Here is a 20349-nt window from a genome sequence, read left to right as displayed (position 1 = left end):
GTCAATTGCGGGTCTCACGCGATGAGCTGAACTTCTGGTGAGCAGGGTTGCTCGGGACAAAACAAACAGGACTGCTTAAACAAACAATAGGGGCGGACCAGGTTATTTCAACCCTGGTCCGCCCCTATTGGGAGCTTGAACACGTTTCGGCATTACTACAGGAGCGCAACCGGAAGCGTACTACTAGCGAGAAAGACTAGACCTCAACCGCAACGACGGCCGGAACGATGTTCACGGTCTTGCGTCCACGCTTCTGGCCGAACTCGACTGCACCGGCAGCGAGAGCGAACAGGGTGTCGTCGCCGCCACGGCCGACGTTAACGCCGGGGTGGAAGTGCGTGCCGCGCTGGCGAACCAGGATTTCGCCTGCGCTGACCGACTGGCCGCCGAAACGCTTCACGCCGAGGCGCTGAGAGTTTGAATCGCGACCGTTACGGGAGCTGGATGCACCCTTCTTATGTGCCATGTTGTTGACCCTCCTCGGGTGAAATCAGCTGAAAAGAACGAGTTACTTGATGCTCGTGATCTTGATCACGGTAAGCGGCTGCCTGTGGCCCTGACGCTTGTGGTAACCCGTCTTGTTCTTGAACTTGTGAATGCGGATCTTCGGGCCCTTGGTGTGCTCGACAATCTCACTGGTGACCGAGACGTTCGCCAACTTGGCGGCCTCGACAGTCAGGTCAGATCCGTCAACCACGAGAACGGGAGCAAGCGAGACAGCAGTGCCGGGCTCACCCTCGATCTTCTCGACCTTGACGAGGTCACCAACAGCGACCTTGTACTGCTTTCCGCCGGTCTTGACGATCGCGTACGTTGCCATCGGAGGGCTACCCCTTGCTTCTTCGAACTTGCTCGCGCTGCTGCCTTCAGGCTTCAAATGCATCGCGACTGGTCTGGTTTATGTCACCTCGGCTCGGTACTGAACCAACAAACGGTCAGTACCTGGAAATTCTCATGCACTCTAGGCACACGGAATCTCTACCGCCGGGTGGCGACTATGCAAGGTTACGGGAAAGCAACCGTCATGGTCAAACCGCCCCGCCGAGGGGTAAATCGATTGTACATTTACTGCTTCTACCAGCGGAAACTTCGGACCACGGCTGGATGCCCGCCACTAGGTGCGCGGACATCCAGCCATCCGAAAGAAGGTAGTTCTCTACTCGCCTTCGACCGGAGGACCGGCCGGACGTGCTGCTGCGCGGCGACGGCGAGGCCTCTTGACCACCACGACGTCGTCTTCCACCGGCGCCGAGACGGCTGCCACTGCCGGTTCTGCCACGACTACCTCTGCGACAGGTTCCGGCGCTACCGCCTCGACGACAGGTTCCGGCGTCGGAACTACGAAGACCGTGCTCACTTCGGGCGCTTCCGTGACGGGTGCCGACGCTGCCCGAGACGCCCTACGACTGCGACGACGACCCCGCGGAGCAGATTCGACGTGTCCGTCCTGACGCTCAGTCGCATCGCTCTTGGCCGTATCGGGCTGCGCCGCAACATTATCCACAGCGCCATCATTAACCCGGCCAGAATCGGCAACAGCCGAATCCGCACGTTCGACGCTTTTGGAAGCATCGAACTCCGAGGTAGCGTCCGTTGCTACGTTGCCGTCTTCGTCATGATGCGAAGCCATCGCCAGGGCGACCGGATGTGCACGCTTGACGGTCGCGTCGACGGGCGGAACCTCAACCGCGGGCGCTTCCTGGCCGTTGGACTCGCTCGGCGCGGGCTTGTCGGCGCGGCCGCGCTTGTTCTTGCGCGATGTTCCGGGCTCGCTCCGCTGTGAACCGGACCGTGATCCACCGTCGTCAGCCGACTTCACCTCGACCGGCTCGGAATGCACGATGATGCCGCGGCCATGGCAGTGCTCGCAGGTAGTCGAGAATGCCTCGACCAATCCGGTGCCCAGCTTCTTACGCGTCATCTGAACCAAGCCCAGCGAGGTGACCTCGGATACCTGGTGGCGCGTGCGATCGCGGCCCAGGCATTCGGTGAGACGACGCAGGACAAGATCTCGGTTCGATTCGAGGACCATGTCGATGAAGTCGACGACGATCATTCCGCCGATGTCCCGCAGGCGCATCTGGCGAACGACCTCTTCGGCAGCTTCGAGGTTGTTTCGCGTGACGGTCTCTTCGAGGTTGCCACCCGCTCCGGTGAACTTGCCGGTGTTGACGTCGACAACCGTCATGGCCTCGGTGCGGTCGATCACCAGGGTGCCGCCGGACGGCAGCCACACCTTGCGGTCGAGTGCCTTGGCCAACTGCTCGTCGATGCGACGCGCTGCGAAGACGTCGATGTTGTTGTTCGGCGTGTACTTCTCGAGCCGCGGCAGCAGATCGGGAGCCACGGAGTTGATGTAGTTCTCAACCGTCGTGTGCGCCTTCTCGCCTTCGATGACCAACTTGGAGAAGTCTTCGTTGAACAGGTCGCGAATCACCTTGACCAGCATGTCCGGCTCTTCGTACAGTGCCTGCGGCTGACCGGACTTGCCGGTGTCCGCCGCTGCGGCCTGCTCTTCGATGCCGGCCCACTGCGACTGCAGGCGAGTGACGTCGCGCGCCAACTCTTCTTCGCTGACGCCTTCGGAGGCAGTGCGGATGATCACGCCGGCGTCGGCCGGAACGATGTCGCGCAGGATTTCCTTGAGACGCTTGCGCTCGGTGTCGGGCAGCTTGCGGCTGATACCGGTGGACGAACCTCCCGGCACGTACACCAGGAATCGTCCGGCCAACGAGATCTGCGTGGTCAGGCGAGCACCCTTGTGCCCGACCGGATCCTTGCTGACCTGCACCAGAACCTGATCGCCCGGCTTGAGAGCCTGCTCGATCTTGCGGGAATTGCCACCGAGACCGGCGGCTTCCCAGTTGACCTCGCCGGCGTACAGCACACCGTTACGACCACGTCCGATGTCGATGAACGCAGCTTCCATGCTGGGCAGCACGTTCTGGACGCGGCCCAGGTACACGTTGCCGACCATCGAGGCAGCTGCCGAGTTGGTGACGAAGTGCTCGACCAGAACGCCGTCTTCGAGGACCGCGACCTGCGTGGTGGCATGCGGCTGACCGCTGTCCGCACGATCACGAACAACCATCACACGATCGACAGCCTCACGGCGTGCCAAGAACTCGGACTCCGTCAAGATCGGCGGACGACGACGACCGGCATCCCGACCGTCGCGGCGACGCTGACGCTTCGCTTCGAGACGCGTCGAGCCGCTGATCCCCTGGACTTCGTCCTTGACGACGCGAGTCTTGCTACGCGGTTCACGCTCGTGAACGACGGTGTTCGGCGGATCGTCTTCCGATACGACGGTGGCATCGACGGCGGCGTCGGTTCCGGTCTTACGACGACGACGACGGCGACGACGACGGTTGGTGCCGTCGGCATCGAGGTCTGAATCGTCAGCATTCTCGGACTCGGACTCGGTGGTCTCGTCGGAGCTTTCCTCGGCGTTGTCAGCTGAGGGGCTCACAGCAGGGGTCTGGGTGGCTTCGGGAGCCGATTCCGGCTCGGCATCCGAAGACTCGGACTCGTCGTCACCCTGCTCGTTGGCCTGCTCGCCGCGACCGCGGCCACGGCCACGGCGTCCACGACGACGACGACGCGGCTGGCCGTCCTCATCCTCATCGGACTCGGCTTCGGTGCTCTCACCTTCGGTTTGTGCCGAGGTGATGCTCTCCGGTGCCGGCTCGACTACTGCCGTCTCCGGTTCTGCGATCTCGGTTTCGACCGGCGTTACTGTCGATTCCGGGGCGACTACGGGTGCGGCCGGCTCACGACGCGCACGACGACGACGCGGCGCCACCTCGACGGCTTCGAGGTCCGGTTGGAGGAACAGCGGTACCTGTGCCGGTGCGGGCGCTGCCTTGGACGGCTGCGCCTGGGGACGTTCGAAGGACGTGAAAAGGTCGGACTGCTCAGCTTCCTTGGTCTGCAAGGCCGCTGCTGCATCCAGATCTGCAGTGATCTCGGCAACTGCGGGATCGACGACGGCTGGCTCTTCGACTGCCGGTTCGGTAACTGCAGGCTCTTCGACAACAACCTTCTTGCGCGAGCGCCGGGCACGAACCGGCTTCTCGGCAACAGGCTTTTCGACGGGCTCTTCGACAACAGGCTTTTCGACGACTGGGTCGATCAGCGCGTCTAGTTCGGCGACAACGGGTTCGATTGCCTCGGCCGCGGAATGAAGCGATGCGTGAATGCGTTCTGCGAGGTCACGGTTCAGGCTTGACTGAGCACTGCGGACATCAGTTCCGAGCGCAACGGCCTCGGCGAGTACCTGCTTGCTGGTGATTCCCAGTTGCTTCGCCAGCGCGTGGACGCGCATCTTGTCCGGAAAGACCGGGGTTTCGTTTGATTCTGATTCTGTTGGGGCTTGATTGGCCACGTAAGTCTCCTCAGCCCCCGGGCGCGTCCAACTCTGCAATCGAGTTGTCACGCGGCCACGCAGGGGCGCGCTGTGTGTACTCGCACTCAGAAGTGAGTACGAGATTGTAAAGGTCTCGCTCCGCATGGTCCGTAATGCCCGTTATTCACTGCGGACGCATGAAGTGCCTGGCTGGATGGCAGCGATCCGCAACTCGAGCGCCTGATCATCCAGCATGCACGGGTCCAGGGATTTCCTGTTGACCGGTAGCAGCGATGAAAGGGCATCGAATCTGTGTCACATCGAACCTAGTGCCATCCGGCTGAACGCGCGTACAACAAATTTGCGGTCCAACTGATAGCAGTATCCCACATCCGTGCACCCGTTACTGCAAGGGCGCACCGATGTGGGATCAGTGCCGTTCGGGTGAAGCGTACGAAAAATCAGATGGAAGAGAGCGCCGGGAACCAGAGTGCGATTTCGCGCTCTGCGGACTCGACGGAATCGCTTCCGTGAACCAAGTTCTGCTGCGACTCCAGGCCGAAGTCTCCGCGGATTGTTCCTGGTAGCGCCTTCTCCACCGGGTCGGTTCCGCCGGCAAGCTGACGGAAAGCTGCAATGGCACGGGGGCCTTCGAGCACTACGGCAACCAGCGGACCGGAGGTGATGAACTCCAACAAGCTCGGGTAGAACGGACGCTCGGCGTGCTCCGCATAGTGGCTACCAGCCACGTCTTCGGAAGCAACCCGGAGGTCGAGTGCTGCGATGGTAAGGCCCTTGCGCTCGATACGACTAAGGATTTCTCCCACGTATCCACGGGCAACGGCATCGGGCTTGATCAGTACGAGGGTGCGCTCAGTCACGTCCGCCAGCCTAAATGGTCAGTCTCGCTGACCTGGAAGCAGGCCCTTCTCCATTCGTTGCGCGATGTCTCTTCGCAGGTAGACCAGGTAGGCCCAGACGAGGCCGAACACAAGTCCCATCACACCGATCGACACGTGAATGAAGACGCCGAGGACCAGAAGTACCTGCAAGGCGACGTTGTACCAGATCGCCCAAGGCCGTCCCTGGATGCCGCCGCCCAGAATCATCAGCACACCCAGCCCGATGATGTACGTACCGCTGAACCACGTGAGTCCACCACCGACAACCTGCACTACCGGAATCGTCAGGAACACCACGATCGACTCGACGATCAAGGTTCCCGCCATGACACCGCGGAAGCCCTTCCACGGATCCTTGGTCGGCGGGCCGAACTGTCCATCCGGCGTCGAACTCGGGTCTGACGGGGTACTCACGCTGGATCCTTTCCGAACAATGTGCGGGCTGCGCCTGCAGTAACCACCGATCCGGTCACCACGACACCGGCCCCGGATACTGCTTCGCCCGGCTCGGCAACCTGCTCCGCCATTTCGATGGCGGTCTCCAGAGCGTCCACCAACAGCGGCGATACGACGACGCGTTCGTCACCGAACTTGGCGACGGCGATGTTCGCGAGTTCCTCGACGTCCATCGCGCGCGGCGAGCCGTTGTGGGTCACGACAATCTCGTCGAAGACGGACTCGAACGCCGTCAAGATCGCGTCGACGTCCTTGTCTGCCATGACGCTGACAACTCCGACGAGCTTGCGAAAGTCGAACTCGGCGGCGAGCGCCGCAGCGAGCGCACGCGCACCGTCCGGGTTGTGAGCTGCATCGAGGAAAACCGTCGGCGCGCTCCGAACTCGTTCGAGGCGACCAGGATTGACGACGGAAGCAAACCCGGAGCGGATGGCATCCTGATCGAGCTGGCGATCCGGGCCGGCACCGAAGAATGCCTCGACTGCGGCCAACGCGAGTACTGCGTTGCGGGCCTGATGTTCACCGTGGAGAGGCAGGAAGATCTCGGTGTAGACGCCGCTGAGACCCTGAAGTTCCAGCTGCTGCCCACCGACTGCGATCTGTCGGCCGAGCACCTTGAATTCGGAACCTTCACGCGCCACTGCTGCATCGGTTTCGACGGCACGTCGCAGCAGAACCTCCATGACCTCGGGAGTCTGCTCCGCGATGATCGCGACGGTGTCAAGTGGAACCAGGCCTTCGCGGCCCTTCTTGATGATTCCGGCCTTCTCCTCAGCGATACCGCCGAGATCACTGCCCAGGTACTCGGCGTGATCGAGACTGATCGGGGTGATGACCGCGACCTGTCCGTCGATAACGTTGGTGGCATCCCACCGTCCGCCCAGACCGACCTCGACAACGGCAACATCGACCGGCGCTTCCGCAAATGCGGCGTACGCCATAGCGGTGAGCACCTCGAACTTGCTCATTGCCGGTCCCCCGGCGGCCTCGGACTGCTGATCGATCATCTGTACGTAGGGCTCGATCTCGCGGTACGTGTCGACATAGAGCCGCGGCGAGATCGGCTTGCCGTCGATGCTGATCCGCTCGGTGGCGATCTGCAAATGCGGACTGGTTGTGCGGCCCGTACGACGATGCAGTGCGCTCATGAGCGAATCGATCATGCGCGTCACCGACGTCTTGCCGTTGGTGCCGGTGACATGCACGGCCGGATAGTTGTGCTGCGGTGACCCGAGCACATCCATCAGGGCCTCGATGCGCGTCAGCGACGGCTCCATCTTGGTTTCCGGCCAACGCTTGTCGAGTGCTGCTTCGACCAGCGCCAACTCGGCGATATCTACCGGTGTCGGTACCGCACTGAGCGGTACTGCACCGAAATCTCCGAATTCTGATTCCCCGAACGGCGGGGGCTCTACCGAGCTCACTTGTCGCCCAGCTCCTTCAAACGGTTGGTGATGCGCTCGATCTCTTCGATGGCGATCTGACGACGCGATTTGATCTTGTCGACAACGGCGTCGGGCGCCTTCGCGAGAAAGGCTTCATTGGCAAGCTTGTTGTCCGCGGTGACGAGTTCCTTCTGCGCCGCGGTCAGGTCCTTCTCGAGCCGCTTCTTCTCGGCGCCGAGGTCGATGGTGCCGGACGTGTCGATATCGACAGTCACGGTTCCCTGACTCAGGCGCACCTCCACCGAGATGGAGGCCTCGAAGCCCTCTTGCGGCTCTGTCAGCTTCGCGAGCGCCTGGACGTAGGCAAACTGGCCGTCCAGTCCAGCTTCGGACAGTCCCGAAGCCCGAGCCGGGACCTTCTGAGAAGGCTTGAGGCCCTGATCATTTCGGAAGCGTCGGACCTCGGTGATCAAACGCTGGGTATCTTCGATCCGGGTAGCAGCCGCAGTGTCGACGGCTTCGCCGGACAGCGTCGGCCAATCTGCGACGACGATGGACTCGCCACCGGTCAGTACCTTCCACAGGGTTTCCGTGACGAACGGAATGACGGGGTGCAGCAGGCGCAGCAGCGCGTCGAGGACGTTGCCGAGGACAGCGCGGGTGTTGGCCGCGGTGGTCTCGTCGCCGGCAAACTGAACCTTGGCCAGTTCGAGGTACCAGTCACAGACCTCGTCCCACGCGAAGTGGAACAGGCCTTCACAGGCCTTGCTGAACTCGTATCGATCGAACGCCGAATCAGCCTCGGCTGCAACAACGTCCAGACGATCGAGAATCCAACGGTCCGCGTCGGTAAGCTCGCTGCGCGCCGGTAACGGTGCCGGCGCGGCGCCGTTCATGAGCGCGAACTTGGTGGCGTTGAACAGCTTCGTGGCGAAGTTACGCGAGGACTGCGCAGAATCCTCACCGACTGAGAGGTCGCTACCCGGGTTGGCACCGCGGGCGAGGGTGAAGCGCAAAGCATCGGCGCCGAAACGCTCGACCCAGTCCAGCGGATCGATACCGTTACCGCGCGACTTCGACATCTTCTTGCCGAACTGGTCGCGGACCAGACCGTGCAGGAACACGTCCTTGAACGGAACCTGCGGGCCCGACTTTCCGGCACCGGCAGTGATCGATTCATCTTCGGACACGTACGTGCCGAACATCATCATGCGGGCGACCCAGAAGAACAGGATGTCGTAACCCGTCACCAAAACACTGGTGGGGTAGAACTTTTCGAGTTCCGCCGTGCTCTCGGGCCAGCCCATCGTCGAGAAGGGCCACAGGCCGGACGAGAACCAGGTGTCGAGAACGTCGGGGTCCTGAACCCAGCCTTCGGGTGCGGTTTCGTCGGGGCCGAAGCTGGCAACTTCGCCTTCAGGTCCGTACCAGACGGGGATGCGGTGACCCCACCACAGCTGACGCGAAATGCACCAGTCGTGCATGTTGTCGACCCAGTCGAACCAACGCGGTTCCTGGCTGGCCGGGTGAATCACGGTGTCGCCATTACGAACTGCATCACCGGCAGCCTTGGCCAGGGTCTCGACCTTGACCCACCACTGCAACGACAGACGCGGTTCGATGGCTTCACCACTGCGCTCGGAATGTCCGACACTGTGCAGGTACGGGCGCTTCTCGGCGACGACGCGACCCTGCTCGGCGAGTGCCTCACGAACCTTGACACGAGCCTCGAAACGGTCCATGCCGTCGAACGCGGTTCCGGTATCGGCGATCTTGCCGGCTTTGTCCATGATCGTGGGCATGGGCAGGTTGTGCCGCATACCCATCTCGAAGTCATTGGGATCATGGGCGGGCGTGATCTTGACGGCGCCGGTGCCGAACTCGGGGTCGACATAATCGTCGGCGATGATCGGGATCTGACGGCCGGTGATCGGGTGCTCGAGGGTGGTGCCGAGCAGATGCTTGTAGCGCTCGTCTTCCGGGTGCACTGCCACTGCGGTGTCACCGAGCATCGTTTCGACGCGAGTGGTGGCAACGATCACGTGCGGCTCGTTGTCGTTGAGGGAGCCGTAACGGAGGGAAACTAGCTCCCCCTCGACGTCCTCGAACTTGACCTCGATGTCGGAGATCGCGGTCTGCAGCACGGGCGACCAGTTGACCAGGCGCTCGGCGCGATAGATCAGGCCCTCGTCGAACATCCGCTTGAAAATGGTCTGCACGGAGCGCGAGAGGTTCTCGTCCATCGTGAAGCGCTCGCGGCTCCAGTCGACGCCGTCACCAATACGGCGCATCTGGCCGCCGATGGTGCCGCCGGACTCACGCTTCCAATCCCAGACCTTCTCGATGAACGCTTCGCGCCCGAGGTCTTCCTTCTTCTTACCCTCGGCTGCCAGCTGCTTCTCCACAACGGACTGCGTCGCAATACCGGCGTGATCCATACCCGGCAGCCACAGAACCTCGTAGCCCTGCATCCGCTTGCGACGGCTCAACACATCCATGAGGGTGTGGTCGAGCGCATGGCCCATGTGCAGGCTGCCCGTCACATTCGGCGGCGGGAGCACGATCGAGTATCCGGGCTTGTCGCTGGATGCGTCGGCCTGGAAGTAGCCCGCATCCACCCAACCCTGATACAAATCAGCCTCTACAGCGCTGGGGTCCCAGCTTTTGGGGAGGGCGTCGGCGGGGGTCTGAGGGTTCTCTGGGGATGCACTGGTCACCCCATGATCCTAGTGACTCCCCCGCTGCGAGCGAATTTGCCCGTCACGTGAGACCCGGCAGATCTGCAGCGACCTCTGAACTCGAGACCAGCGACACAGTCACAGCCGAGGCCTTCTCGCGCATGGCTGTTGTCCGCCGAACGAAGGATACTCATCGATCCGCCCCGCTGAAATGATCGTGGCGAAGGATTTCCGACAATCACTCTCCGGAGGAATCATGTTGAACAAGTTGGGTTCTCGATACAGCAGTGTTCGCACTCGGGCTGCCGCGGCCACCATCGGAGCAGCGATTGCCCTCGTGGTTCCGGCCGCAGCGTCCGCCCAACCCGGAATTGAAAGAAGCGTGGACGGAAGCATTGCCACGATCAACGGCAGCATCGGCGACGCCGGCAACGATAGTGCGAACGGCATCGCCAGCGGCAGCCGCGGTGACATTGCCGACGGTATTGCCACCGGCGATCCCCGGGCAACTCTCAACGGTTTGGCGAGTGGCAGTGGCGGCGGCGGCGGATCGTTTACACCGACACAAGGTTGCAATGCATCGACTATTTCCGGCGGCGCCGGCATCACCAGCACCAAGCATCAGATCGGCCGGGGCGGTCCCACCTCGTTCCTCGTGGGTTACGAGACCTACGCCATCCCGGAGCTGATCGAGGTCTTCTACGAAGGCCAGCTGATCCAGAGCACCGGGTACGCCGGCGGCGACATCAACCAGTGAACCGGTGCGCTGGTCGTCAACGTTCCGCCGGGGCTCGCGTCGTCAGGACTGGTCCGTGTCACGGGCCCCAACTACACCGATTGGAATTACACCGTTCAGGGCCCGGGCGCCTGACCCGTCGTGGGCCCCGTTCGACGGCCGAGGCCGGCGTCGATCAACCGAGAATCTCCGGGAGCGGTACATCCTCACCCAGGATGTGCTCGGACAGGAATGCGGTGACAACCTCGTACCAAATCTTGGTATGTGCCGGCTTGAGCACCCAGTGATTCTCGTCCGGGAAGTACAGGAACCGATGGTCCGTCTTGCCATCTGCGTCGGCCGGCAATCCGGACTCCGCCAGCAGTTCGTACCAGAGTCGTAACCCTTCGCCGATCGGTACTCGATAGTCCTTGTCCCCGTGAACAACCAGCATCGGGGTATTGATGTCGGCTACATAGAGGTGGGGTGAGTTCTCGACGGCCATCTCGGGAGTCATCTCCCGTTGCCAATACCACGCCGAGTCCGTCGTCGGCCCGAACTGGTCCAGCGCCCACAGACTTGCGTGAGTGACAATGGCATCGAACCGATCCGTATGGCCTGCAATCCAATTCGCCATGTAGCCGCCGAACGAACCACCCATTGCGCCGGTGCGGTTCGGGTCGATCTCGTCGCGCGCCTCGGCGGCGTCGGTGATCGCCATCAGATCGGTGAAGGGCGCTTGGCCCCACTGCCCCCAGCCGCGCTGCACAAAATCTTGGCCGTATCCCGTGGACAACGCCGGATCGGGCAGCAGTACCGCATAACCCTTGGCCACCAACAGCCACGGATTCCATCGCCATGACCAGGTATTCCACGAGTTGAGCGGACCACCGTGCACCCACAGCAACAGAGGCACCGGCGAGTGAGCCGCTGCACCCGTCGGCAGCGCCAACCAACTCCGAATCGGGCTCCCATCCTCGCCTTTGGCACTGATCTCGGTCAGAGTGCCCGGCAATTCCGGCAAGGGGTCCGGTCCTCGTAGGGCCGAAACCTCACCCGTGCGAATGGCAATGCGCACTACGTGCGGCGGCGTTTCGTACGACGCACGCAAGGCGTAGATCGACTCACCGTCGGAAGACACCCGGACATCGTTGTAGGCCGCGTCGTCGGTGGTCAACTGGACAGGCTGACCCCACAGGTCAATGGTGAAGACTGGGCCACGCCCGTTGTCGTCCGCGGTCACAACCAGCCCGGAACCATCCGAAAGCCATGCCAGCGACGTCGGCCACCGATCCCAGCCTTCCGCGACAGTGGTCTCCGTGGAGGTCTTGAAAACGTAGAGCCCCAGGGAAACTCGCGGCGCGAGTTCCGGAGTTGTCAAAGTTTCACGGATGAAGACAACCTGGGTTCCGTCCGGCGACAGAACCGGACTGTGCACATCTGCGCTCGCGTCGTCCACCACCGTGACGCGATCGCCGCTCACTGTGTCGATACGTACGAGCGTCGACCGACGGGCAGCACCGAAATCTCCGACGGCCCAGGTCGATATCGCAAACATGCCGTCACTACTGATCGAGAGCGTCCCCTCACGCAACGCGCCGCCGGCATCGGGCGTCACGTCCCGCAGTACGACGGCACCTTCCGAATCCGATTCTCCGACAACCAGATGCGGCTGATCGGGACCCAGATCATGATCCCAGTGGCGCACGGGATAACCCGTGTGGAGCATCGCCGTAACCTTGCCGTCCTTGCGTGCCTTGCGGATTTCGTCATCGAGGTCGAGGGTGCGCGCCGACGCCATCACCGGTGTGTGGGCAACAAAAGTCGGAGCCGCCTTGGCTGCTGTGACACCCGAGATTCCGGAGCCGCGAGTGCACACCAACTGTGCCTCACCGCCCGCAGCGGGTAGTCGCCACAATGCCGGCTGCGGGGTTTCCTCCCCGGGCACGGAACGTGTTGCGGTAAAAAGGATGTCACCGTCGAAAGCAAATACCGCGCCGGATTCACTGGTCGTGCCCCAGGTCAATCTGCGAGCGGGCCGACGCCCGGCGGGATCGAACTCCCATAGCGACGTCACGTACTCGGCACCGGCATCGTCGAGAACAGTTCTCCCGCAGATCAGAACAGAACCGTCGGGCGAGAGTGCGAGGCCGGACAGGCGAGGTAGGGCAATGTAATCGTCCATCTCGTCGAACGGCGTACCCCCATGCAATTCCGGCAACATCACTTCGGTTCCCGCAACATCGGATAGACCATCGGCCCTCCGTCGGGGATCACGATTTCGCCCGTCACTTCGAACCCGAAGCGGTTGTAGTACGGGATGTTCTCCTTCTTGCTGGATTCGAGATACGCGGGAATCCGATCACGATCACATCGGTCGAGTCGCGAGTTCAGCAGCGCCTTGCCATAACCGCCGCCGCGCGCGTTGGCTCCCGTGCCGATGGTGGCGAGGTACCAATGCGGCGTTGTCGGGTGAGCCTTCTCGAGGACTCCACCCACTTCTGCACCAACCATGATGCGAGAACCCAACGCACGCAAGGTAGCCGGGAAACTGATCATGGATTCCCAGGTGGACTGCTTCCATCGCCCCGGCGGATCCCAGAGCGCCGCGCCCCCGATCACGCCGTTGCCGTCGACGGCCACCTCGGCGCCGCCACCGGACAGGTGGTGGTATCGAACTTCGGCGGCGAACAATTTGGCCAACCGGCCTCGACGCCCGTCCTCGTCCGGAAGTATCCACGCCATCAACGGATCGTCCTCGAACGCGTCGGCAAGTACTGCTGCAAGAGCAGAAATGTCCGCGGTTTCAGCCGGCCTTACGCTCACACCCATCATGTGAGCGTACCGGGCAAAGTCGGCTCGAACGCTCAGACCACTCTCCCCTGGGCGCGTTATTAGATAACGTTCGCCAAACCTTCTCGTGGTTTTTTGACCGTCGTTCCAATCTCCTATGGCGGTGCACGTCACTTCAGGCCAGTATGGACACATGACGCGCCGCGGACCCTCGAAGGACATCGACGAGTCGGACCTCGAGATCACTCACCCCAAGGACTACGCGGCCGGAGTGCCGGCAGTTCTCGTTTCGCTGCAACGAGGAATCGAACAGATGGGGGCGTTGCGGACCGCGCGCACACTCACTCGATTGAACCAGCGCCACGGTTTCGACTGCCCCGGCTGCGCCTGGCCCGAAACACCCGGTCACCGCAAGCCGGCAGAATTCTGCGAGAACGGTGCCAAGGCCGTTGCAGAAGAAGCAACCCTGCGCACCGTCACCCCGGAGTTTTTTGCCGAGCACTCCCTCGCAGATCTGGACGGCAAGACCGATTACTGGCTAGGCCAACAAGGCCGGCTGACCCACCCGATGGTGCTGACCCCCGGCGCTACCCACTATCAACCCATCGACTGGGATGGCGCTTACGCGCTGATCGCGGACCACCTGAAGGGTCTCGACTCACCGGACGAAGCAGTCTTCTACACGTCGGGGCGCACCTCCAACGAAGCCGCATTCCTGTACCAGTTGATGATTCGCAGCTACGGCACCAACAATATGCCCGACTGCTCCAACATGTGTCACGAGTCCTCCGGCAGCGCACTGACCGAGTCGATCGGCATCGGCAAGGGTTCAGTGACGGTTCCCGACCTCGAAAACGCCGATCTCATCCTGATCGCCGGGCAAAACCCCGGCACCAACCATCCCCGCATGCTCTCCACCTTGGAGAAGGCAAAGGGTAACGGCGCCAAGATCATCGCGATCAATCCTCTGCCCGAAGCCGGACTCAAGCGATTCAAGGATCCACAGAAGGTGTCCGGAGTAGTCGGTCACGGCGTCGACATCGCCGACGAGTTCCTGCAGATCCGCCTCGGCGGCGACATGGCCCTGTTCCAGGGTCTGGGCAAACTGTTGCTCGAACAGGAGGATCGCGCTCCGGGCACCGTTGTAGACCGCACGTTTGTCGACGAGTACTGCGCGGGCTGGAGCGACTACGAAAAGCACATCCGCGCAGTCGATCTCGATACCGTGCTCGAAGCGACCGGTCTGACGATGGCGCAACTCGAAGAAACGGCGACTGCCCTCGCGCGATCGGAGCGCACAGTCACCTGCTGGGCTATGGGGCTCACCCAGCAAGCCCACGGAGTCGCCACCATCGAGGAAGCAGTCAATCTTCTCCTGATGCGCGGGATGATGGGCAAGCCCGGCGCCGGAGTATGCCCGGTCCGAGGGCATTCCAACGTGCAGGGCGACCGCACGATGGGCATCTGGGAGAAGATGCCCGAAGAATTCCTGGCCGCGCTCGACACCGAATTTGCAATCAGCGCCCCTCGCAAGCACGGCTGGGACACCGTCGACGCAATTCGCGCCATGAACGCCGGCAAGGCAAGCTTCTTCATGGCGATGGGCGGCAACTTCATTCAAGCCAGTCCCGATACCGCAGCGACGGAAACTGCCCTTCGCCAGTGCGAACTCACCGTGCAGGTCTCCACCAAACTCAACCGCAGCCACGTTGTCCACGGCCAGACCGCGATCATCCTCCCCACCCTCGGCCGCACCGATCTCGACGTTCAATCGAGTGGCAAACAGCTTGTGTCCGTAGAAGATTCCATGTCGATGGTGCACCTCTCGCGTGGCCGTCTCACCCCGGTCAGCCCGTACCTGCGCAGCGAAGTTGCCATCGTGTGCCAACTCGCCCGCGAGATACTCGGCGAAGACCACTCGGTGCGGTGGTCCGCATTCGAAGGAAACTACGACTTGATCCGAGACTCCATCTCACGCGTCGTCCCCGGATGCGAGAACTACAACGCACGAGTGCGCCAACCGGACGGCTTCCAACTTCCACACCCGCCCCGCGATTCACGCGAATTCCGCACCCACACCGGCAAAGCGAACTTCGGAATCAACGAACTGCGGTGGCTACCGACCCCGAGCGGTCGATTGATTCTTCAGACCATGCGCAGCCACGACCAGTACAACACCACCATCTACGGCCTCGACGACCGTTATCGCGGCATCAAGGGTGGACGCAAAGTCATCCTCGTCAATGCCGCCGACATCACCGACCTCGGATTCATCGACGGAGCCCTCGTCGACATCATCTCCGAGTGGACCCGCGCCGACGGAACCCTCGAAGAGCGTCGGGTCACGGATTTCCGCATCGTCTCGTACGACACCCCGCGCGGAAATGCCGCTGCGTACTACCCCGAGACCAATCCGCTGGTTCCGCTCGAACATGTAGCAGCCAAGTCGAATACGCCGGTATCCAAAGGCGTGACCGTTCGGCTCGAACCTGCGGGCGTCCACTGATGGGCCGAGTAACGGCACGAACGCCGGTAGTCCGAATCTCCGGCAATCAAGTTGTGCGCAGACCGGACAACCTCGCCGTCGAAGAACCGCTCGAAATGCGCGTCGGCGGGAAGGTCCTGGCGGTGACGATGCGAACCCCGGACAACGACGTCGACCTAGTTCACGGCTTCCTGCTCAGCGAGGGCATCATCGCAACCCGCGACGATGTCAGCATCGTTCGCTACTGCGACGGCGTCGACGCGAATGGCGCCAACACGTACAACGTGCTGGACATCGCTTTGGCTCCCGGTGTGGCGTTGCCGGATCCGAGCACGGATCGCAGCACTGTCATCAGCTCTGCCTGCGGGGTGTGCGGAAAGACGTCGCTCGACGCCGTCCGAACAACCACAAAACATCCGCTCGTCGGAGACACAACCGCGGTCACGTCGACAACTCTGGGCTCCATGCCCGTCACACTCCGCTCAGACCAACGAATTTTCGAGCGCACCGGCGGTCTGCACGCGGCCGGATTGTTCACCAGCGCCGGTGAACTGCTCGCTCTCCGCGAAGACGTCGGACGGCACAACGCGGTGGACAAAGTGATCGGCTGGGCAATCACCGACGGCCGAGTCCCCCTCTACGACACCGTCTTGATCGTCAGTGGGCGCGCGTCGTTCGAGCTGGTCCAGAAAGCGGTCATGGCCGGAATCCCGATCCTGGGCGCGGTCTCGGCTCCGTCGTCATTAGCAGTTGAACTCGCCCAGGAATCCGGTCTCACGCTCGCCGGATTTATTCGGGGCGACTCGATGAACGTGTACTCGCACCCACATCGCGTCGTGATCGGGTGACCGACCGCGTGTTCTCACTCGGGCGCATACGCTAGTAGTTGAACGCGCAACTGCAATCAGGAGGACGAACGTGACGGACACCGTCGAACACCAGGTAACCGGACTTTCACTCGAGGACAAAGCGTCATTGACCTCGGGGTCCGATTTCTGGCACAGCCAGGCAGTCTCCGGAATTCCCTCGATGCTGCTGACCGACGGGCCCCACGGCGTTCGTAAGCAACCCGAAGGCGGCGACGCGCTCGGACTCGGCCAGAGCATCCCGGCTACGTGTTTCCCGCCTGCCGTCGGGCTCGGCTCATCCTGGAACCTGGACCTCATCCAGAGCGTCGGCGAAGCCCTGGGCGACGAGGCCAAGGCCGAACGCGTCTCCGTACTTCTCGGCCCCGGCATCAACATCAAACGCTCCCCCCTGTGCGGGCGAAACTTCGAGTACGTCTCCGAGGATCCCTTCCTCTCGGGCCGATTCGCGGCTTCCCTGATCACGGGCGTTCAATCACGTGGCGTCGGCACGTCACTCAAGCACTTTGCCGCCAACAATCAAGAGACCGACCGCATGCGGGTCAGCGCCGACATCGACGAACGGACTCTGCGCGAGATCTACCTGGCGGGCTTCGAATACGCCATTACCACTGCGGCGCCCACCACCGTGATGTGCTCGTACAACAAGATCAACGGCGTCTACGCAAGCCAGGACCACTGGCTTCTCACCGAAGTTCTGCGCGAGCAGTGGGGCTTCGACGGTCTCGTTGTTTCCGACTGGGGTGCCGTCAACGACCGCGTCGCAGCGATTGCCGCGGGGCTGGACCTCGAGATGCCCGTTTCGGGTACCGACGGAGAGATCGTCGACGCCGTCCGCAACGGGGACCTCGAAGAATCCGTCGTGGACACCGCCGCCCAGCGCGTCTCGACGCTTGTCGAACGCACCGCCGGCGCGCGGGTCGAAGGTCACACCTACGACGCCGAGGGTCACCACCAGCTTGCCCGAACCGCGGCAGCCGAATCCGCCGTGCTCCTCGAGAACGACAACAACATCCTCCCGCTCGCAGCCGAGGCACAGACCATCGCAGTCATCGGCGAGTTCGCTCGCAGCCCTCGCTACCAGGGTGCCGGTAGTTCACAGGTGGTTCCGACGACGCTCGACAATGCCTTGGACGCCGTCCAGGCGATTGCCGGTTCCGAGCGCGTGAGTTTTGCGCCGGGATTCAACTTCGACGGAAATGCTGACCGCGAGAAAGTCGCTGAGGCTGTCGAGGCAGCCCGCAACGCCGATGTCGCTGTCCTTTTCCTGGGCTTGTCGTCAGCCACCGAATCCGAGGGGTTCGACCGGACGGACATCGACCTGCCCGGCGACCAGTTGGCCCTGCTGCAAGCAGTTCACGCAGTCAATCCGAATACCGTCGTCGTGTTGTCCAACGGTGGTGTCGTGTCGATTACGCCTTGGCGGAAATATGCAGCTGCCATCCTCGAAGGTTGGCTACTCGGCCAGGCCGGCGGATCTGCAATCGCCGACATCCTGTTCGGCGTCGTCAACCCGTCCGGACACCTCACCGAGACGATTCCCCTTCGCCTGCAGGACAATCCGTCATACCTTCACTTCCCGGGAGCGCAGCAGCACGTCCGCTACGGCGAAGGACTCTACGTCGGATACCGCTACTACGACTCCGTCGACCACGACGTTGCCTACCCGTTCGGATTCGGCCTCAGCTACACCACCTTCGAGGTCACCGAAACCTCCGTCATCGCCTGCGACAACTCCGCCGAACTGACAGTGACCGTTCGCAACAGTGGCGAGCGGGCCGGCAGCACCGTCGTCCAGACCTACGTCCACGACACGTCCGGGACCATCAACCGCCCCACACAAGAATTGAAGGGATTTGCAAAGATTCACCTCGCACCTGGTGAAACAGCCTCCGCAACAATCACACTCGATTCCCGTGCGTTCTCCTACTGGTCTGTCGAGGGTCAGAACTGGGCCGTCGAAGCCGGTGACTACGACATTCGGGTCGGTTTCTCCTCACGCGACATCGCAGCCACCGAGCGGGTCACACTCACCGGCAATATTGGCGTCCGCCCCCTGACTCCGATGTCCACCATCGCCGAATGGTTTGCCCATCCCGTCGGAGGCGCAGTCCTCGGTGCCGCGATGGCCGAGGCCATGTCCGAAGACGCGGCGCCGGTACCACCAGAGTTGATGGCAATGGCGGGTTCCATGCCCCTCGTCAAACTCGCGGGCTTCGGGCTCGGCATGACCGTCGAGCAAGTTGACCAACTGGTCGCGGCAACGCAGCAATAGCCACCGCCTGAACACCCCACAAAATGACTGTGGCCCTGTATCTCACGAAGGAGATGCAGGGCCACAGTCATTTCACGCTGTGAAGCAAGGACTAGGCAGTCTTGTCACGCCGTTCGCCCCGCTCGGGCTTGCGGGGAACGATGGTCGGCAGAACGTTGTCGTTAACGGTTTCGGCGGTCACCACAACCTTCTCGACATCGTCGCGGCTGGGGATGTCGTACATCACGGGGAGGAGAACCTCTTCCATGATGGCGCGCAAACCACGGGCACCGGTGCCGCGGAGAATTGCCTGGTCGGCGATCGCATCGAGGGCTTCCTCGGTGAACTCGAGCTCCACGCCGTCCATGTCGAAGAGTCGACGGTACTGCTTGACCAAAGCGTTCTTGGGCTCCGACAGAATCTTGACCAACGATTCCTTGTCGAGGTTGGTGACCGACGCGATCATCGGCAGACGCCCGATGAACTCGGGGATCAAACCGAACTTGATCAGATCCTCGGGCATGACCTCCGCGAAACGATCAATCGTGTCCATTTCAGCCTTGGAGCGAACCTCGGCGCCGAAGCCGATCCCGCGCTTACCGACACGGTCGGACACGATGCGCTCGAGACCGGCAAACGCGCCGGCCACGATGAACAGCACGTTCGTGGTGTCGATCTGGATGAACTCCTGATGCGGATGCTTACGTCCGCCCTGCGGCGGGACGCTGGCCTGCGTACCCTCGAGGATCTTCAGCAGAGCCTGCTGAACGCCTTCACCGGACACGTCCCGGGTGATAGACGGGTTTTCGCTCTTACGAGCGATCTTGTCGACCTCGTCGATGTAGATAATGCCGGTCTCGGCGCGCTTGACGTCGTAATCGGCAGCCTGAATCAGCTTGAGCAAGATGTTCTCGACGTCTTCACCGACGTAACCAGCTTCGGTCAACGCAGTGGCGTCGGCAATCGCGAACGGAACATTGAGCATCTTCGCCAACGTCTGCGCGAGGTACGTCTTACCGCAACCTGTGGGGCCGAGCATCAAGATATTCGACTTTGCGAGTTCTACGGTCTCCCCGCGCGCATCGCGGCCCTTGTCGCCGGCCTGAATGCGCTTGTAGTGGTTGTAGACAGCCACTGCGAGTGTCCGCTTGGCGGAATCCTGACCGATGACGTAGTTCTCGAGGAAATCCCGAATCTCCGCAGGCTTGGGAAGCTCGTCGAGCTTGACCTCGCTGGACTCGGCCAACTCTTCTTCGATGATCTCGTTACAGAGGTCGATGCACTCATCGCAGATGTACACCCCGGGTCCTGCAATGAGCTTTTTGACTTGCTTCTGGCTCTTGCCGCAGAAAGAGCACTTGAGCAGATCCCCGCCGTCGCCGATGCGTGCCATCTCGTGAGGTCCCTACTTCCTTCATGTACTTACACTCGCCGCCATCGATCAGCCGTGACGCTCCGTGGAAATCT

14 protein-coding genes are annotated in these 20349 nt (G+C 62.1%); 4 read left to right on the top strand and 10 right to left on the bottom strand.

All coding sequences use genetic code 11. The features are described from left to right. Positions 1 to 196: 196 nt before the first annotated feature. The 7 genes from rpmA to MTX36_RS07290 form a co-directional block, all read right to left on the bottom strand. Complete coding sequence (gene rpmA, locus MTX36_RS07320; protein ID WP_094273954.1) at positions 197 to 466, bottom strand: 50S ribosomal protein L27; 270 nt, start codon at positions 464 to 466, stop codon at positions 197 to 199. A 42-nt stretch (positions 467 to 508) separates the two neighbouring features. Further along, complete coding sequence (rplU, locus tag MTX36_RS07315; protein WP_243619073.1) at positions 509 to 820, bottom strand: 50S ribosomal protein L21; 312 nt, start codon at positions 818 to 820, stop codon at positions 509 to 511. 336 nt (positions 821 to 1156) lie between these two features. Further along, complete coding sequence (locus MTX36_RS07310) at positions 1157 to 4387, bottom strand: translation initiation factor IF-2 N-terminal domain-containing protein (protein WP_243619072.1); 3231 nt, start codon at positions 4385 to 4387, stop codon at positions 1157 to 1159. A 422-nt stretch (positions 4388 to 4809) separates the two neighbouring features. Further along, complete coding sequence (gene ndk, locus MTX36_RS07305; RefSeq protein WP_094273957.1) at positions 4810 to 5229, bottom strand: nucleoside-diphosphate kinase; 420 nt, start codon at positions 5227 to 5229, stop codon at positions 4810 to 4812. 18 nt (positions 5230 to 5247) lie between these two features. Then, the gene (locus MTX36_RS07300; protein WP_374230444.1) at positions 5248 to 5664 is read right to left on the bottom strand and encodes a DUF4233 domain-containing protein; all 417 of its coding nucleotides are present in this window, start codon (positions 5662 to 5664) and stop codon (positions 5248 to 5250) included. Beyond that, complete coding sequence (locus MTX36_RS07295; RefSeq protein ID WP_243619227.1) at positions 5661 to 7040, bottom strand: folylpolyglutamate synthase/dihydrofolate synthase family protein; 1380 nt, start codon at positions 7038 to 7040, stop codon at positions 5661 to 5663. The genes MTX36_RS07300 and MTX36_RS07295 overlap by 4 nt, the downstream gene beginning before the upstream one ends. Positions 7041 to 7126: 86 nt before the next feature. After that, positions 7127 to 9808 carry a valine--tRNA ligase gene (locus MTX36_RS07290; RefSeq protein ID WP_243619071.1) on the bottom strand — a complete coding sequence of 894 codons (2682 nt, stop codon included), beginning with the start codon at positions 9806 to 9808 and terminating at the stop codon, positions 7127 to 7129. A gap of 217 nt (positions 9809 to 10025) precedes the next feature. On the opposite strand from MTX36_RS07290, the gene MTX36_RS07285 reads away from it, so the two are divergent. Next, positions 10026 to 10526, top strand: a complete 501-nt coding sequence (locus MTX36_RS07285) for a hypothetical protein (RefSeq protein WP_243619070.1) — start codon at positions 10026 to 10028, stop codon at positions 10524 to 10526. A 154-nt stretch (positions 10527 to 10680) separates the two neighbouring features. Here MTX36_RS07285 and MTX36_RS07280 read toward each other — a convergent pair whose 3' ends face one another. Both MTX36_RS07280 and MTX36_RS07275 read right to left on the bottom strand, forming a co-directional pair. Then, a complete protein-coding gene (locus MTX36_RS07280; protein WP_243619226.1) occupies positions 10681 to 12708 on the bottom strand; it encodes an alpha/beta fold hydrolase in 2028 nt (675 codons plus the stop codon). After that, complete coding sequence (locus tag MTX36_RS07275; RefSeq protein WP_243619069.1) at positions 12708 to 13316, bottom strand: GNAT family N-acetyltransferase; 609 nt, start codon at positions 13314 to 13316, stop codon at positions 12708 to 12710. The genes MTX36_RS07280 and MTX36_RS07275 overlap by 1 nt, the downstream gene beginning before the upstream one ends. Before the next feature lie 154 nt (positions 13317 to 13470). On the opposite strand from MTX36_RS07275, the gene MTX36_RS07270 reads away from it, so the two are divergent. The 3 genes from MTX36_RS07270 (at position 13471) to MTX36_RS07260 (ending at position 18903) form a co-directional block, all read left to right on the top strand. Further along, positions 13471 to 15783, top strand: a complete 2313-nt coding sequence (locus MTX36_RS07270) for an FdhF/YdeP family oxidoreductase (RefSeq protein ID WP_243619068.1) — start codon at positions 13471 to 13473, stop codon at positions 15781 to 15783. Continuing rightward, positions 15783 to 16610 (top strand): formate dehydrogenase accessory sulfurtransferase FdhD, encoded by an 828-nt coding sequence (fdhD, locus tag MTX36_RS07265; RefSeq protein WP_243619067.1) that lies wholly within the window; start codon positions 15783 to 15785, stop codon positions 16608 to 16610. Before MTX36_RS07270 ends, fdhD begins: the two co-directional genes overlap by 1 nt. Before the next feature lie 70 nt (positions 16611 to 16680). Continuing rightward, on the top strand, positions 16681 to 18903 hold the full coding sequence (locus MTX36_RS07260; RefSeq protein ID WP_243619066.1) for a glycoside hydrolase family 3 C-terminal domain-containing protein: 2223 nt from the start codon (positions 16681 to 16683) through the stop codon (positions 18901 to 18903). Between the two features lie 91 nt (positions 18904 to 18994). Here MTX36_RS07260 and clpX read toward each other — a convergent pair whose 3' ends face one another. Further along, the gene (gene clpX, locus MTX36_RS07255; protein ID WP_094273964.1) at positions 18995 to 20275 is read right to left on the bottom strand and encodes an ATP-dependent Clp protease ATP-binding subunit ClpX; all 1281 of its coding nucleotides are present in this window, start codon (positions 20273 to 20275) and stop codon (positions 18995 to 18997) included. Between the last annotated feature and the right edge of the window lie 74 nt (positions 20276 to 20349).

The organism is Rhodococcus sp. ARC_M6 (assembly GCF_022810305.1).
Lineage (GTDB): Bacteria > Actinomycetota > Actinomycetes > Mycobacteriales > Mycobacteriaceae > Rhodococcus_F.
The sequence above is the reverse complement of the archived record's forward strand: the minus strand, read 5'-3'. Positions and strand labels throughout refer to the sequence as shown.